The 15849-nt window shown below is 60.3% G+C and carries 17 protein-coding genes; 12 read left to right on the plus strand and 5 right to left on the minus strand.

Annotated features, from left to right (window positions below; translation table 11 throughout):
• Window positions 1-11: 11 nt before the first annotated feature.
• Together SPHV1_RS18640 and SPHV1_RS18645 are read left to right on the plus strand one after the other, a co-directional pair.
• The gene (locus tag SPHV1_RS18640) at window positions 12-1175 is read left to right on the plus strand and encodes a CaiB/BaiF CoA-transferase family protein (RefSeq protein ID WP_231634746.1); all 1164 of its coding nucleotides are present in this window, start codon (window positions 12-14) and stop codon (window positions 1173-1175) included.
• Window positions 1176-1287: 112 nt separating this feature from the next.
• Entirely contained in the window at window positions 1288-2835 is a 1548-nt protein-coding gene (locus SPHV1_RS18645) for a long-chain fatty acid--CoA ligase (RefSeq protein ID WP_054947536.1), read from the plus strand.
• Between the two features lie 88 nt (window positions 2836-2923).
• Here the strand turns inward: SPHV1_RS18645 and SPHV1_RS18650 are convergent, their stop codons facing one another.
• Window positions 2924-3505, minus strand: coding sequence for an FMN-dependent NADH-azoreductase (locus SPHV1_RS18650; RefSeq protein ID WP_139383975.1), 582 nt, complete (start codon window positions 3503-3505; stop codon window positions 2924-2926).
• Between the two features lie 177 nt (window positions 3506-3682).
• Between SPHV1_RS18650 and SPHV1_RS18655 the strand changes: the two genes are divergently transcribed.
• The 8 genes from SPHV1_RS18655 (at window position 3683) to SPHV1_RS18685 (ending at window position 10241) form a co-directional block, all read left to right on the plus strand.
• Window positions 3683-4687, plus strand: a complete 1005-nt coding sequence (locus SPHV1_RS18655) for a LysR family transcriptional regulator (protein ID WP_054947537.1) — start codon at window positions 3683-3685, stop codon at window positions 4685-4687.
• 273 nt (window positions 4688-4960) lie between these two features.
• A complete protein-coding gene (locus tag SPHV1_RS18660; RefSeq protein ID WP_082431065.1) occupies window positions 4961-5995 on the plus strand; it encodes a VOC family protein in 1035 nt (344 codons plus the stop codon).
• A 17-nt stretch (window positions 5996-6012) separates the two neighbouring features.
• Window positions 6013-7131 (plus strand): FAD-dependent monooxygenase, encoded by a 1119-nt coding sequence (locus tag SPHV1_RS18665; RefSeq protein ID WP_054947539.1) that lies wholly within the window; start codon window positions 6013-6015, stop codon window positions 7129-7131.
• A 392-nt stretch (window positions 7132-7523) separates the two neighbouring features.
• Entirely contained in the window at window positions 7524-8072 is a 549-nt protein-coding gene (locus SPHV1_RS18670; RefSeq protein ID WP_054947540.1) for a cupin domain-containing protein, read from the plus strand.
• A gap of 191 nt (window positions 8073-8263) precedes the next feature.
• Entirely contained in the window at window positions 8264-8689 is a 426-nt protein-coding gene (locus tag SPHV1_RS18675) for a UrcA family protein (protein WP_054947541.1), read from the plus strand.
• Window positions 8690-8784: 95 nt separating this feature from the next.
• Window positions 8785-9501, plus strand: coding sequence for an IS6 family transposase (locus SPHV1_RS18680; protein WP_054947542.1), 717 nt, complete (start codon window positions 8785-8787; stop codon window positions 9499-9501).
• A 99-nt stretch (window positions 9502-9600) separates the two neighbouring features.
• Window positions 9601-9741, plus strand: coding sequence for a hypothetical protein (locus tag SPHV1_RS24545; protein WP_231634747.1), 141 nt, complete (start codon window positions 9601-9603; stop codon window positions 9739-9741).
• A gap of 80 nt (window positions 9742-9821) precedes the next feature.
• Entirely contained in the window at window positions 9822-10241 is a 420-nt protein-coding gene (locus tag SPHV1_RS18685; RefSeq protein ID WP_054947543.1) for a hypothetical protein, read from the plus strand.
• Between the two features lie 390 nt (window positions 10242-10631).
• On the opposite strand, the gene SPHV1_RS18690 is transcribed toward SPHV1_RS18685, so the two are convergent.
• A complete protein-coding gene (locus SPHV1_RS18690; RefSeq protein ID WP_231634748.1) occupies window positions 10632-11288 on the minus strand; it encodes an alpha/beta hydrolase in 657 nt (218 codons plus the stop codon).
• 671 nt (window positions 11289-11959) lie between these two features.
• On the minus strand, window positions 11960-12592 hold the full coding sequence (locus SPHV1_RS18695; protein WP_054947545.1) for a tyrosine-type recombinase/integrase: 633 nt from the start codon (window positions 12590-12592) through the stop codon (window positions 11960-11962).
• A gap of 160 nt (window positions 12593-12752) precedes the next feature.
• Here SPHV1_RS18695 and SPHV1_RS18700 point away from each other — a divergent pair, with 160 nt between their 5' ends.
• Window positions 12753-13859, plus strand: a complete 1107-nt coding sequence (locus tag SPHV1_RS18700) for a Fic family protein (RefSeq protein ID WP_054947546.1) — start codon at window positions 12753-12755, stop codon at window positions 13857-13859.
• A 179-nt stretch (window positions 13860-14038) separates the two neighbouring features.
• Here the strand turns inward: SPHV1_RS18700 and SPHV1_RS18705 are convergent, their stop codons facing one another.
• Window positions 14039-14326, minus strand: a complete 288-nt coding sequence (locus SPHV1_RS18705) for a HigA family addiction module antitoxin (protein ID WP_039286522.1) — start codon at window positions 14324-14326, stop codon at window positions 14039-14041.
• A gap of 11 nt (window positions 14327-14337) precedes the next feature.
• Complete coding sequence (locus SPHV1_RS18710; protein ID WP_054947547.1) at window positions 14338-14619, minus strand: type II toxin-antitoxin system RelE/ParE family toxin; 282 nt, start codon at window positions 14617-14619, stop codon at window positions 14338-14340.
• A 451-nt stretch (window positions 14620-15070) separates the two neighbouring features.
• Here SPHV1_RS18710 and SPHV1_RS18715 point away from each other — a divergent pair, with 451 nt between their 5' ends.
• Window positions 15071-15253, plus strand: coding sequence for a hypothetical protein (locus SPHV1_RS18715; protein WP_054947548.1), 183 nt, complete (start codon window positions 15071-15073; stop codon window positions 15251-15253).
• The last annotated feature ends 596 nt before the right edge of the window (window positions 15254-15849 follow it).

Consider the following 15849-nt stretch of genomic DNA (forward strand, 5'->3'; position numbering starts at 1 on the left):
GGAGAATTGGGGTGACAGACCCTGTGAAGGCCGGGCCGCTGCAAGGCATCAAGGTTATTGAACTGGGACAGCTCATCGCAGGCCCGTTCTGTGGCCAGCTCTTGGGCGACATGGGCGCCGAAGTTGTCAAGATCGAGGCGCCGGGTGCCGGCGATCCTATGCGCAACTGGGGGCAGGGCAAAACTCCGGTCTGGTGGCAGGTCATCGCCCGTAACAAGCTGTCCGTTGCATTGGATCTGCGTTCTCCGGACGGTCAGCAGACCTTGCGCGACCTCGCGGGCCAGGCTGACATCCTGATCGAAAATTTTCGCCCCGGAACGTTGGAGAAGTGGAACCTCGATCCTGTCGAACTGCGCAAGATCAATCCCGGACTGATTGTGGTGCGTGTGTCCGGTTACGGGCAGACCGGTCCCTACGCTTCCCGGGCCGGCTTCGGCGGTATCGGTGAGGCCATGGGCGGCTGGCGCGCGATCGTCGGAGAACCCGACCGGGCGCCTTCGCGCATGGGCGTCTCCATCGGTGACAGCCTGGCGGCCACTTACGGCTGCATGGGGGCGCTTGCCGCGCTGCACCACCGAAGTGAGAGCGGGCAAGGCCAGATCGTCGATGCCTCGCTTTATGAGAGCGTGTTGCAGGTCATGGAGAGCCTGATTCCGGAATACGCGGTGGCCGAGCATAAGCGTACTCGTACCGGATCGGTGCTACCGGGCATCGCCCCGTCTAACGTCTACCCGTGCAGTGACGGTGAATATCTGATCGGTGCCAATCAGGACGCTGTCTTTGCTCGGCTATGCAAGGCCATGGGCCGGGCCGAGCTCGCCGAGGATGCACGATACAGCACCCATCTTGCCCGTGGTGAACATCAGGTGGAGCTGGACGCCCTGATCGGTGAATGGACCTCGCAATTGACTGTTGCCCAGGTCGAGGCGGCAATGATCGAGCACGGTGTTCCGGCCGGGCGTATTTTCGATGCGCAGGACATGCTCGAGGATCCGCATTTCCGTGCGCGCGAAGCGGTCGTAACGCTTGACCACCCCGATTACGGCCCGGTGCCGATGCAAGGTGTTTTCCCGAAGCTTTCGGCAACGCCCGGTTCGGTGCGCAAGCTCGCCCCGCGCGAGATCGGGGAGGATAACGCCGACGTTCTGCAGCGGTGGCTCGGTCGGACCGAATGAGGCAGGCGATCGGGCCCGTAGATGAAGGCTCGGGGCCGTCCGGACCGATCGGCGATGTCCGTGCAGTTCACTTTGGGTGCACGGTTGGAATTACAAGTTTGGAGTATCTGGGATGAGGATTACTCAGGCGCTAGGCCGTGCTGTGACCGTCAGTGCGGATCATGTTGCGACGATAGATGGCGATAGACGCAAGACCTGGCGGGAGGTTCGTGAGCGCGTCGCCCGCCTCGCGGGAGGTTTCCGCGCCGCGGGCCTGCGTCCGGGAGACAGGCTGGCGATCCTCGCCAACAATTGCGATTTCTTCTTCGAAGCCTATTTTGCATGTGCCTGGGCAGGCGGTACCCTCGTGCCGCTCAATACAAGACTGGCGCCGGCCGAACTCGCGTTTCAACTACGCGATGCGCAGGCTCGGCTGCTGCTTTTCGGTGCGGAGTACGAAGATGTCGCGCGGGGCCTGATCGAAGACGGTGCGATCGGAAAGTTGATCGCCATGGACGGGCCGTCGCCGGTCTGCGAGCTCCATCTCGACGATATGGCGAGGAATGCGCGGCCGGTCGAGGAAGCGAACCAGGCCGATGATGATCTGGCCGCGATCTTCTACACCGGCGGCACCACCGGTCTGCCAAAGGGCGTCATGCTCAGCCACGGCAATCTGCACGTGATGGCGTCGAACTTGCTCATGTCGATCTCGGTCGACGAGAACTGCGTCAATTTTCACGCGGCGCCCATGTTCCATCTTGCTGACATCGGTACCCTGTTCTGCACCATGGTCGGCGGGACGCACGTGTTCATGCGCAGCTTCGATGCCGATGCGATGCTGCGCGCGATCGACCGGCATCAGGTCACCCATTGCTTCACGGTTCCGGCGGTTATCGAGCGCATGGCCAAGTCTGACCTTGCGACCACGCTTGATTTGGGATCGCTTCAGGTGCTGGGCTATGGCGGATCGTCCATGCCCGCTGCCGCGCTGGACTATGCCCGGCAGCGCTTTCCGGGCGTCGACTTCATTCAGGGGTTCGGCCAGACGGAATTCCCGGCGGCGACCTTCCTTTCCCCCCGCGATCACCGGCCCGATTCCGATCCGTCGCTCTTGCGTTCATGCGGCCAGGTGTGCCTCGGCTATGAAATCCGGATCGTGGATGAAGAAGGCCGCGAAGTTCCTGCCGGAACGGTTGGCGAAATCGTCGGGCGAGGCGGTAACGTCATGCAGGGATACTGGAACCGGCCGGAGGAAACTGCCCATGCCTTGCGTGACGGCTGGTTGCATACCGGTGACGTCGGCTATGTCGACGAGAAGGGCTATATCTACATCACCGACCGCCTCAAGGACATGATCGTGTCAGGTGCGGAAAACGTTTACTCGATCGAGGTCGAGAATGCGCTTTCGTGGCACCCTTCGATTGAGGAAGTCGCCGTTATCGGCGTGCCGGATGCGACCTGGGGAGAGCGGGTTCACGCGGTGATTGTGTTGAAGCAAGGCTGTCCCGCTCTGGACCTCGCCGAATTGTCAGAGTTCTGCCGCAGCCGCATCGCGCGCTACAAGACGCCCAAGAGCATGGAAACCCGAGATGCGCCTCTGCCACGCAGTGCTGCGGGCAAGGTCATCAAGCGCGACTTGCGCAATGCCTGGCTCAAACGAAATGAGGCGGCTGCGACCTGATCTCTTCAGGAGACGGAGAGCCTGGCCATTCGTAAGGCTATTTGAAAGGGACGCGTCCGCGACTACGGGCGCGTCCCTCATCGCTTCGTCAGGTTACTGGTGCCGTGCCGCGGATCTGCAGTTCGGCGATCTGGTCGAGCGCGGCCTTGAGCGATGCTTCGCGCTGCTCGGGACTGATCGCGATGCCCTCCGCGGCGATGACTGCCGGGTCGGTGATGCCGATGAAGCCGAGCATCGCTTTCACGTGGCTTTCAGCGTGCTCCATCGCCGCCATCGGCCCTTCCGAGTAGAAGCCACCACGGCCCATGCAGACGAAGACGTGCTTGTCGCCGGCAAGGCCCTGCGGTCCCTCTGCGGTGTACCGGAACGTGCGCCCTGCGACGAGGACGTGGTCGAACCAGGCCTTGAGCTGCGTCGGCATGCCGAAATTGTACATCGGCACGCCGATCACCAGGATATCGGCGGAGAGCAGTTCTTCCACCAGGGCCGCGGATTCGTCCCCGGCCAGTGCGGGCAGGGTGACGTGGGGCAGCGGTGCTGCGGCGAGGTCGCGGTAGGTAACTTCGATCGCGGGATCGTTTTGCTTGAGGTGTTCGACCACGGCGGCCGAGATCGCCCGGGTCGCCGAGTTTTCGTTCAGGATGCTTGAATCGAGATGAAGAAGCTTCACGTGCGGTCTTTCGTTGGGGATGAAGATCGGCAAATAATATGACGAAAGGTGTGGCCGGCGCAAGTCGCGCAGCCACACTAGCCGGGTAGCATTGCGCGTTGTGCGCGGACCGATACCCTTGCTAAGCATCCGTTATTCGTTCCCGGCCTGATTATCCAGGGAGCGGCGGAGAAGGCGATGCGATTTGGAAGGCTGGATCTCAACCTGCTGGTTGCGCTCGACGCTCTGTTGACGGAGCGCAGCGTTTCTCTTGCTGCGGACAGGCTGTGCCTTTCGCAATCGGCGACTTCCAGCGCGTTGGGTCGGCTACGCGACTATTTCGGCGACGAACTGCTCGTCGCGAAGGGACGTAACATGATCCTTACCGCGCGTGCCGAAGAACTGATCGATCCGGTTCAGACGGTTCTCGAGCAGATCCGCAGCACGATCACCGTTGTGCCGCCCTTCGATCCGGCAACGGCCGACCGGCAGATCCGCATCATGGCCTCGGACTACTCGACCGAGGTTCTTCTGGCACCGGCCCTGGCAGAGATCGCCCGGGCTGCACCGGGCATTCGCTTCGAGATCCAGCCGATGAACGATAACCCGGTGGAGATGCTCGAGCGCGGCTATGTCGACCTTCTGCTGACCATCGACTATGCCATTTCCACCGATCACCCTAGCCAGATCCTCTTCGAGGACGACTACGTGGTCGTCGGTTGGGAAGGCAATCCGGCGATGCAGAACGCGATGACGCGCGAGTGCTATTTCCAGCTCGGCCATGTCACGGCGCGTTTCGGCAAGGCGCGGGTCGCTGCATTCGATGACTGGTTCGTGCGGCGCCAGAAGCAGCAGCGGCGTGTCGAGGTCGTCGTGCCGACGTTTCTCTCGCTTGCCGGGCTGGTGATCGGCACCGAGCGCATCGCCACGGTTCATCGCCGCATGGCCGAGACTTTTGTGCGCAACCTGCCACTGGTCATGCGCGAGACGCCTTTCAGCATTCCGTCGATCCGCGAAGCGGTGCAATGGCATGTTTCCAACAACAACGATCGAGCGCTGCGCTGGGTCGTCGAACGATTGGATGCAGCGGCGCGTCAGACGGAGGGCGCGGCCAATGTCGTCCCGCTCGGAGATGCATCGCCCATGGAAGGCGAGCGTGAGCAGATCGAGCTGGAATACCGGATGAACACACCGAACTTGTAGTTCGCCCGGGACGATGCCCCCGGTGCTCGGTCTGCATTCGAGTTCTGACAGTCCTGTTGTGCCCGGCGGGCATGAATTGTGCAAGCTTTCGCGCTCCTGCGAGACCGCCAGCAATGCCAATGCTGGCCTGCGCTTAAGCGTCCCAAGTTCGAACATTCGATTTCATGGATAGGAATGCATCTGATCAATCCATGGAACCGGATTGAGGCAGATCAAGAAAAACGTCGCGCCGCCAAGCCATCCCGATTCCTGACAGAATACAGGAGTCTGGATATGGCAATCATCGGTATCAGGCGTCTGGTCTTCCTCGTGGATGACCTTGAGACGGCCCACCGCTTCTTCATGGATTACGGCCTCAAGCCGATCGAGCAGGACGCCAAATCGGCACTTTTCGAAACGCAGGACGGCGCCGAAGTCCGCTTGCTCGTGCGCGGCCATCCCGACCTGCCGAAGAAGACCGAGCAGACCGGGATCGGCGTTCACGAGTGCGTCTGGGCGGTCGACAGCGCAACGGGACTGCGGCGCCTTGTCGCCGATCTCGGACGCGATCACGAACTGGTGACGGACGAGGAGGGTACCGTCCACTTCGTTACGCCGTTCGGGCAGGCCATTGCCCTATCGGTCTGGCAACCCCGCCCGGTTCACGGGGCGCCTTCGCCCAGCAACACGACCGGCTATGTCGGCAGGCTCAACCAGCCGCGCAAGTGGATCGACCGGGCCCGACCCAAGCGTATCCACCACTGCGTCTGGACCTTCCCCGATGTGCAGGAAGCGCTCGAATATTATCGCGACCGGCTCGGTTTCCGCGTCACTGACGTGCAGAAGGGCTTCGGCGTCTATATCCGCGCCGATGGCGCCTATGAGCACCACAACATTTTCCTTGCCGATGCCAATGCACGCATGCCCAACTTCGATGGCACGTTGCGCTTTCATCACTGCAATTTCGAGCTGGAAGACATCGACGAAGTCATGGTCGCCAAGAACTTCCTCGACCGCAACGGATGGCGCAACAATGGCTGGGGCCTGGGGCGTCACCGCCTGACCTCGGCGGCCTTTCTCTACACCGATACGGTGGGCTTCCTCGGCGGTGAAATGGAATACGGCGCGGATTGCGATTGCGTCGATGATGGCTGGAAACCGCGCGTCTGGGACGGCCCGTTCGGTACTGCGATCTTCATGCACGAACTGCCCCGCTGGATGATGGACTATCCCAACTGGGACGTGACTTTCGCCCGCGACGATCAGCTTCGCTTCCTGCCGGCTGATCCGAAGCCGGCACCCCGATCCGCCGCACAACCGGCTGAATGAGAGAGGACAGACGAGACATGGCCAAGGCAAACAAGGTATTGGTGATCGGCGGCGGCGTCGGCGGGTTGGCAGTCGCCATCGGGCTGCACCAGCAGGGCATCGACGTGGAAGTGGTCGAGCGCGACAAGGACTGGAAGGTCTACCACGTTGGCATCATCGTCCAGGCCAATTTCGTGCGCGCGCTCAATGTGCTGGGGGTCGGCAATGCCGCGGTGAAGGCGGGATATGCCTATCGCGGGGCGCGCTTTTGCGACGTGGCAGGCAATGTCCTGAAGGAGCTGCCCGGCGACACTGCGGTCGACGGGCTGCCCTCCGACCTCGGGCTGACGCGTCCCGCGTTGCACAAGGTCCTGACCGAGAAGGTCCTGGAACTGGGCATTCCGGTGCGGCTGGGCGTCACCTTCGAAGCGATTGAGGATCGCGGAGATCGGGTGGACGTTGCCTTTACCGACGGAACCAGGGGCAGCTACGGTCTCGTCATCGGGGCTGACGGCAATTACTCGGCCGTGCGCAAGACGCTATGGCCGGATGCCCGGCCGCAGTACACCGGGCAGGGCGTATGGCGCTACAACGTTCCGCGTCCGGCTGAAGTCGACTGGAGCGACCTTTACATCGGTAAACCGAAAGGCAAGGCCGGCTATTGTCCGCTCACGCCGGAGACCATGTATATCTTTGCTGTCTTCGAGGAGCCGGACAATCCGCGTTTCGCGCCAGAGACGCTGGCCGAGGAGATGCGAAAGCGCCTCGAAGGCTATGGCGGCGTTCTGGGCGAAGCCGCGAAGCACGTGACCGACCCCGAACTGGTCGTCTATCGTCCGCTGGAGGCCTGCATCATGCCTTCGCCCTGGTACAAGGGCCGGGTCGTGCTGATCGGCGATGCCGCGCACAGTGCCACACCTCATCTGGGGCAAGGGGCTGCCATGGCGATCGAAGACGCGGTGGTCCTTTCCGAGGAACTGGCCAGCCGGGAGGTCGGAGATGCGCTCGATGCCTTCATGGAGCGCCGGTTCGAACGAGCCAGATTGGTCGGCATCAGTTCGATCAGGCTCGGCGAATGGGAAATGAAGCCCGAGATTGCCGGAGATCCCATCGCCCTGACCGACGCGATCCGTCAAAAGCTCGCCGAACCGGTTTGATCCCCGCTTCCTCTATATGCCTGAGTTCCATCAGGACGGGGCGATCCAGTTGACCTCTCCCGATCTTCGGATCGGGGGAGGTTTTGGCCCGACCGATGGCCTCGATCCTACAACATGCGCTTTGCGCGCCGCTAGTCTGTCGCCATATTGCGAAGATCTCAATTCGAGGGGATGCCATCGGCTTCCCAGGTAGCGGTGGAGGGGATCGTTGATCTGCGGGAAGACATGCGGCGGACGGATTTCGGACGACTTGCCCGTTCGGCGCATGCGTCAGGTCGCAATCGGCCTGCGCGCGCGCTTTTCAAGAAGTACGGCGATACGCTAAGCGAGCAAACGCACTCGCGGAATGGCTGTGCGCCTTGTGGCGCCCTGGAACAGAAAGTTGTGAAACCATGAGCGAACTCCTCTCCGATTCCGGTCTCCCGCCGGTACAGCGCGTGGTCACCGGCCACGACGGGAACGGTCGCGCGGTCTTTCGCTCCGAGGACTGTGAGCCGACCCGCATGATCCCCTCCGGCGACGCCTCGTTCCTGACGATCTGGACGACCGCTACCGTCCCGGCCGACAACAACGACGAAACCGAAGGCCGCGACCGCACGACCGGCACCACGTTGGAAGGCGGATCGGTGATCCGCGTGGTCGATATGCTCCCGGGCAAGGAGAGTCCGATGCACCGAACCAATTCGATCGACTATGGCATCGTGATGAAGGGCGAGATCGAACTGGAACTGGAGGACGGGCGCAAGAAGACGATCCGCGAGGGCGGGATTATCGTTCAGCGGGGTACCAACCACCTCTGGCGCAACACGACCGATGAAGTCTGCCGTATCGCCTTCATCCTGATCGAGGCGCCGGCTTACCTGCACGACGGGGTGCCACTCGACGAAGCCAAGCCCGAGCAGGTCGATCCCGTTAGCAATGTGGTCATTGACGAGGTCTGATCGCCGCGTGCCTTATCTCTCCGGCAAGAGGGCAATTTCATGACCGGGCAGAATCTTGTCATCGATGGTGAGTCGCACGTCACCGATGAGCCGCTGATCGAAACTTCGTCTGCAATCGGCTAAGGATTGCGACGGATCAATGATTTGCGATACTTGCTCCCGCAAGAGCGGGGGCGGAGGTTTCTGAAATTATGGATTATTGGACACGGATCATCGGCACGGCAGCCCTTGGCAGCATGTGCCTGGCGCTTTCGGCGGCTGTGGCAGGCGCGCAGGAACAGGGGCCCGTCGATGGGCAGGAGCCGACCGCGCCTGAGGAAATCGTCGTCGAGGCTCCGCGCTCGGTGCCGGCACGGATCGAGCGTTCCAGCACGACCGGTGCACCGATCGTCACGACGACCGTGCGCATTCCGGTGCTCTACAATGACCTGGACCTCAGCCAGCCTCACGATCAGGACAGGTTGATGACTCGCGTACGCAGCGTCGCCCGCGCCGTGTGCGATGAACTTGACCGGATCTATCCGTTCAATCCGGATCAGGATTGCGTGACGCGTGCCCTTGCCAACGGCACGAAGGCTGCTCAGCAGGCGATAGCCGAGGCCCAGACTGTGCCGTAACAGCCCCCGCCCTGCGCGTTGGGCAAGGCGGAAGGGCTCTGTCAAAAGGATTGCACCGGCTAGCGAATGGGATGGAGCAAGGGTAGGGCGGGGCCATGCCCCGCCCTCGAAAGCCCGCTTCGCCATTTCGATATTTCCACTCCTCGCCTGAGGTCATCCGGCTCGTCGTGATGATGTATGTGCGGTTCCCGCTGAGCCTGCGGAACGTCGAGGATTTGTTGTTCGAGCGGGGCATAGACCTGTGCCACGAGACGGTGCGGTTCTGGTGGAACCGTTTTGGTCCGATGTTCGCTGCCGACATCCGCCGCCAGCGGGTCAACCGGATGCGGGGCTTCCGGCATTGGCGGTGGCATGTTGACGAGGTCTACGTGAAGATCAACGGCGAGATGCACTATCTCTGGCGCGCGGTCGATCACGAAGGCGAGATCCTGGAAAACTACGTCACCAAAACCCGCGATAAAGCAGCGGCTTTGCGGTTCATGAAGAAGGCACTGAAGCGCCACGGCAAGGCCGAGACCATCGTCACGGACGGGCTACGGTCTTATCCGGCGGCAATGCGTGAACTCGGAAACGAAGGCCGCCGGGAGGTCGGCCGCTACCTAAACAACCGGGTTGAAAATTCACACCTGCCCTTCCGGCGAAGAGAGCGAGCGATGCTCCGGTTCCGGCGGATGAAGACGCTACAGAAATTCGCTTCGGTCCACGCCTCAGTTCACAATCATTTCGCCCAGGAACGACACCTCGTCAGCAGGGAAATCTATAAACAGAGACGCTCGGCGGCTCTCGCCGAGTGGCAATCCCTGATGAGCTGAGGGCATGCGCAGAGAAGGGGAGGTCTGACCAACGGAGAGCGGTTCGCATGGGACTGACACCACCGGCTCGACCCATCGGTGGCGCCTGGATACGAAACGATGTCCTACACGGTTCGGATCAAGGGCAACGCGACCCCCGAACAATTCGAGGAAGTTCACGCCGCCGTGATGGCGACCTCGCCGAACTTCCACAACATCTCCCAGCCTATCGGCCTCAAGCCAAAGCTGGTTGTCACGTAATACAACGATCCGCAGCCTGGTCCGGTCCGATCTACGCGAGACGGCACCGGATCAGGTATGCGACGCGCGGGAAATTGACCATGCCCAAGCTCTATCTTGCATGGTGGTTCTGGTTGGCCATGGACCTGGCACTGGTGAACTACCTCTTTATCGATCGCGATTTCGTCAAGGGCCTGATTGCCCTCGCAGCGATCCAGGTTCCTGTATTTGCAATGGTCGGCCAAGGCCTTCGGTCGTTTCCGGCCCAAGTCAGGATGGCGTACCTGGCTTTGCTGATCATGGGCCTTTTCCCCTCGTTTGCATACGTCCATTGGATGCAGCTTGTCGGAACGACCGCGATGATACTGTTCGATTATTGTTTCCTCGCGCGTTGCCTTTCACTCCTTCCGTTCAACCGGACTGAACCGCTGACCGGACGTCTGGTGGTGAGAACCTTTCTTTGTCCACCAGTAAGCGGCAGCATAATGGCGGAACGGAACGCGTACGGCCCGCGAGCTTGAATGCGCGAGTTGCCGTCTGGGCAATGCCGAACCGACCCACGATTCGGAGAATTACATGTTGGCCCAAAGCTGTTCGATCTAGCTCCAAACATGCCGATAGCGCGAAGATCAGAAAGCGGGCGCTACGCCGGCGGGGGCGGCAGACGATGACGCGGTTCAAATCCCGCTCTGCCGCAACATGAATGAAAGGCGATTTTCAGCGCGACTATTTGCGGCCGGAAGGTCCGGTTTGTCGGCGGTTTTGCTCGTCTAGCCGAGGTGACAGCTGCCGACCTTTCCCGGTCACTCAGCGCTCCAGTTTCCCTCCCCAGCAACGGAACGGCAGCTTTCCCATCGTCCTTCCGAGAGGGTGACCGTGAAGAGACTCGCCGGTTTCGGGCGCTTCACTGGTCAGGGGGCTGTCTTTCTGGACAGGAATCCCTGCATAGAAAGCCAAGCGATGAACTCGTCTAGCACGAGCGTTGTCGTGGTGTTTGGCTTTCCGAGCCCGAAACCATGGCTCCCCTGCTGGTAGCCATGAATTTCTACAGGCCGCTTGGCTGCGAGCCAGGCCTGCGCAATCGGAAAGCCCATCGAGGGAAACAGGGGATCGTCGAGAGCGATTGCATCGAACATCGGCGATGCGTCTGCCGGAACGTCGATCTTAGCCTGCGGGCCATAAATGTACCCGAAGAAAGCAGGTCGTTTGCCCGACTTCGCGGCAAGGACGGTCTGGAGCGAGGTCATGGCGCCTGCCGAAAAACCGATCATGCCGACGCGAACGGGATCCACGCCCCATTCGCCGGCATGTTCGCGCACCATCTTCAATGCGGCAAGGCCATCTTCAGTCGCCTGCGGATTGGTCAGCACCGGTTGCTTTGTTTGATCGGGAATGCCCTTCATCATCTTGGCCCAAATATATTTCCCGGCTTCGGCTTCATCCTTGGGGGTTGGAAGGAGGCGATATTTCAGAACGAACGCTGCAATACCGCGGTCTGCAAGGGCCTGAGCTACATCCCAGCCCTCGTGCGACATAGAAAGCGCCATGAAAGCGCCGCCGGGCGCCACGATCACAGCGGCGCCGGTCGCTTTGGCGGGATTGGGAAGAACTGGGGTCAAGGTGGGCCGGGTGACATTGCGGACCGCATAGTCCTTCCCGAAGTATCGGGCCCAGTTCTCGTTGGCGGCAGATCCTGGCGTCTTGGCGCCATAGAGCGGGAGGGCGCCCGTCTCGACCGGCGCGCTTGCCGGAGCGGGTGCAGGATAGTCGGCAGGCTGAGCAGCAGCACTCCCTGCTGCTACGCATGCTGTCGCCATAACAAAATATGCGGATTTGCCAGTTGCCATCCACCATCTCCCCTGTTGTTTGGAAGGTCAATGACATCTACAAACGCAAAGGGTCAAATACGCTTATTTTGCAATCCCATAGTAATTTTCTATACCTCCGTGCCTTGCACACATGCGCGCCGGTCGGCTGTAACAACCACTGCATCGTGAAACCACGCCAGGCATCAGCAAGCTACGACGCGGCGGAGCTGCATTGTAGATTTCCCGTTTCGTTCCCCAGTAACTATTCGGGGGTCGCCATATGAAGAACGCCCCTTCTTTGTCGCTCAGTCGCTGATGTCGACTTCCCAGGTGCGGACAGACGGATCTTACGTCCATCATTCGCCAAAGGGGCACGCGTAGCCGTCTCTAATTGGTTTTGGCTCCCCGCTCCAGCGGGGAGCCAGATGGCTTCAGATTTCCGTGCCCTCTGCTAAACTCAAGGCGTCTTCCACATCTACGCCGAGGTATCTGACCGTGCTTTCAATCTTCGTATGTCCCAGAAGTATCTGGACCGCGCGGAGATTGCCGGTGGCCTTGTAGATGATGGACGCCTTGGTGCGCCGCAGGGAATGGGTGCCGTAATCCTCGCTCGGCAAGCCAATTCCCGTGACCCATTCGTCGACCAGGCGGGCATATTGGCGCGTGCTGATATGGGCTGCGTGATCTGTGCGACTGGGGAAGACAAAATCTTCGAGCGCTCCACCTCGCAGCTCAAGCCATTTCAGAAGGCTGGCGCGAGCATCATCCATCAACTCGAACTGGACGGGCCTTCCGGTCTTTTGCTGAACGACGGTGGCCCGCATCCGAATTTTTCGATCACAGACGATGTCGCTGATCCTCATTTTTACCAGGTCGCAGCCGCGTAGTTTGCTATCGATGGCGAGATCGAAGAGTGCCCGATCCCGGATGCGTCGATGTTGGTCGAGAAAGAAGCGGACAGCCCAGATCTGACGAGGCTTGAGCGCGCGCTTCGCGCCCACTTTTCGCCCGGCGTTCCATGAAACCCGCTCATGAGCGGCGGGATCGAATTCTGATAATCCCATGACACGTCTCCTATGGCCATGACGGCCACAGTTAGAACGCATCAGAATGGGTTTTTCCGCGCCGAGCACTCAGCGCATGATATCTGGATGAGCCATAAATCGCAATTTTTTGCTTCAAAAAATGATGTTCAATGAGTTATAAAAGGGATATTTATAGCTCATGAAGTGGAATTGGCAGCAGCCAGACTGGCCTGAATTTCGTTGGGATAGCGCCCGTTTGGCGGCGCCTGAAGCCCGATTTCTGCAACAGTCCGGCATACTCATCGGTTCGGTCAAGCACCTTGCCGAGGATGACCGCGCTGCCGTCACCGTCGACATCATGACCGGCGAAGCGCTCAAGACGTCCGAGATCGAAGGCGAGTTGCTCAACCGCGACAGCGTGCAAAGCTCGCTGCGTCGCCAGTTCGGTCTTGAAGTCGGCGACCGTCGCATCCCGCCGGCCGAGCGCGGCATCGCTGAAATGATGATCGCCCTCTATCGCGACTTTAGTGAGCCACTCACGGACGAGACCCTGTTCGCCTGGCACCGCATGGTCGTCAGTGGGCGACACGACATCGACGCTGTCGGCAGCTACCGCGAACACGCGGATGCCATGCAGGTCGTCTCGGGTTTCAGCCACAAGCCGAAAGTTCATTTCGAGGCCCCGCCCTCGAAGGACATGCCACAGGAAATGCAGAGTTTCCTTGCGTGGTTTGCTGCTACTTCTCCCGACGGGCCAAAACCAATGCCAGGTTTGACCCGGGCCGGGATCGCTCACCTTTATTTCGTGTCGATCCATCCCTTCGAGGATGGCAACGGTCGTGTGGCCCGTGCGCTAGCCGAGAAAGTGCTGTCACAGGCAATCGACCAGCCCAGCCTGATAGCTCTTTCACATGTCATCCAGCGCAAGCGCGCCGCCTATTACGATGCGCTGGAAGCCGCCAACAAGCATAACGAAATCACCGCCTGGCTGATCTATTTCGCCGAAACCGTGCTGGACGCCCAGACGCACAGTCTTGCCCTGATCGACTTTCTCATCACCAAGACTCAATTCTACGACCGCTTTCGGGACCGGCTGAACGAGCGACAGGCCCGCGTCATCGCGCGGATGTTCCGCGAAGGGTTGGACGGATTCACCGGGGGGCTGAGCGCGGCCAATTACATCACCATCACCGGCACCTCACGTGCAACCGCCACCCGCGATTTGCAGGAGTTGGTCGGCATGGGCGCATTGGGGCAGACCGGTACGTTGAAATCGACCCGCTACTATCTCAATTTGGGCCAGTAGCGAGCCCCGACCCTTGCTGGCCGTTCAGCGATCAATTTTCGTTACCTGGATGCCGACCGACCGCTTTTTGATCCCGCTTGCTCAAATTTGTGGCCGGAAACGACTTGGCCGCGTTCAGGTGGGTAAATCGCAAAAGAGGCTATGTGCGGCGGAGATAGCATTGCGACCGCGCGAGGAGATTAAGCCGCCAGCAGCGGCTTAATCTCCTCAATGTCAGCGGCCTGGTCCACCAGCAGATCATAATGCGTCTGGAGGTTGAGCCAGAACTCCGGCGTCGTGCCAAGTGCCTTGGACAGACGCTTGGCCGTGTCCGGCGTGACCGAAGTCCTCTCCTCGCATAGCCGCTCGATGCGGGTGCGGGGGACATGGATATGCTTCGCCAGCTTGCCAGCGGAAATGCCCATCTCCTCAAGGAACTCATGCTTGAGGATTTCGCCGGGATGGACCGGGGTTTTTAACATGGTCATGACAACTCCCTTCAATGATAGTCCACGATCTCTACATCTTCCGGGCCATTGTCGGCCCAGACGAAACAGATACGCCATTGGCCGTTGATCCTGATCGAATGCTGGCCCTCACGGTCATCAGACAGGGCTTCCAGCCTATTGCCCGGAGGCGACCGCAAGTCGTCCAGATTCACCGCCGCCTCAAGCATTGCCAGCTTCCGCACAGCAGCCCGGAAGATATCGTTAGGGAAACCCTTGCCCGGTTTGCCTGCCAACACCTGATTAACCAATTTTCCTTTGGCGCTCTGTATCATGAAATGATACGTATCATCGCGTGATACACAATGCAAGGGGATTACCGGCCCTTCTGTGGCCTGGCCCTCGTTCACCGCAAGCAAAGAAACGATTACTCATCGGCGTTGGCCGCGTCGATACTTCTGAGCGAGAACGGCGCTTTCAATGGTGAGCGGACCGCAGCGGTAGCCAAACTCAACGGCCGTTCCTGAGAGGTACGCCCCTTGCATGAACCCGCTTAGCGGGATGGGCGCATGGTGCAGCGTAGCGTGCTATATGTATGCCTTTAGCGGGGTGACGTTGGCAGTTCCTTTAACGGGGAGGAACTTGCCATGACTGTCTCGATCAACACGGCCCCGATCAGCCCGCTGCGCCAGCGGATGCAGCACGACATGATGATGCGGGGCTCGGTCCGCATACCCAGAAGGATTACGTCCGCCATGTGAAGCGCTTGGCGGTCTTCCTCGGTCTATGATCGATGAAGTGTTCGTCGATTCCGACGAATTCGAGCCCATCGCCGAACGCGAGGTCGGTGCGGGGCGAATGCATGGGCGCGAGTTTATCGACCACGCGAAAGAGGCGGCCAAGATGGTTCACGAGCAGCGCGAGGCCTGGTGGATGCAAGCAGGCGCTGGCAGCGCCACCATTCATTGATCCTTTGCGATGGGTGGAGGCATAGCCGCGAGCACGGGTGTCGCCTCTGGTTGTTCGACTCGCTGGGCAGGTATACGACGATTGAGACCGCAAAGGCTGACCTTGCCCCCTTGGACCAAACCGTGCGGATGCGGCTTTATGCCGCGGTGTTCCAGTGGTTCATTGGGAAAGAAGGAGCGGTTAGGGGGCCGTTCCCTTTCTTGGGATCAGTCGTCCGAGTTGGTGACGGTATAGCCAATCTTCCGACGCACAAATCCGTCGACCGCTTCTCCCGCACATTTTGTTCCGAGGATCGCAAAGCATACGAATGGGACTGTCACCCATGGACCTAGGTTTAATGCGGTAGCATCATTGACGCGATAGGCCGTAAGCACCGTAAATACGAACACGCCGATCTTCAAAAAGGCAGACACAAAGCTGTAGGTAAGTCGAGCCATAGGATTCCAACGTTGCACCTCCGGACCTCGGATGACGCGCAACATTGTGTTCGTCAATGTCCGCTCCCCCCGACATCTCGGCCACTAGCGCTAGTGAGACCGTTCACCACTTTCGGCCGTTGACCGATCTGATCAGCAAGGGGAACACGGACTGGCGGG

Source organism: Novosphingobium sp. KN65.2 (assembly GCF_001368935.1).
In the GTDB taxonomy this organism is placed as follows: domain Bacteria; phylum Pseudomonadota; class Alphaproteobacteria; order Sphingomonadales; family Sphingomonadaceae; genus Novosphingobium; species Novosphingobium mathurense.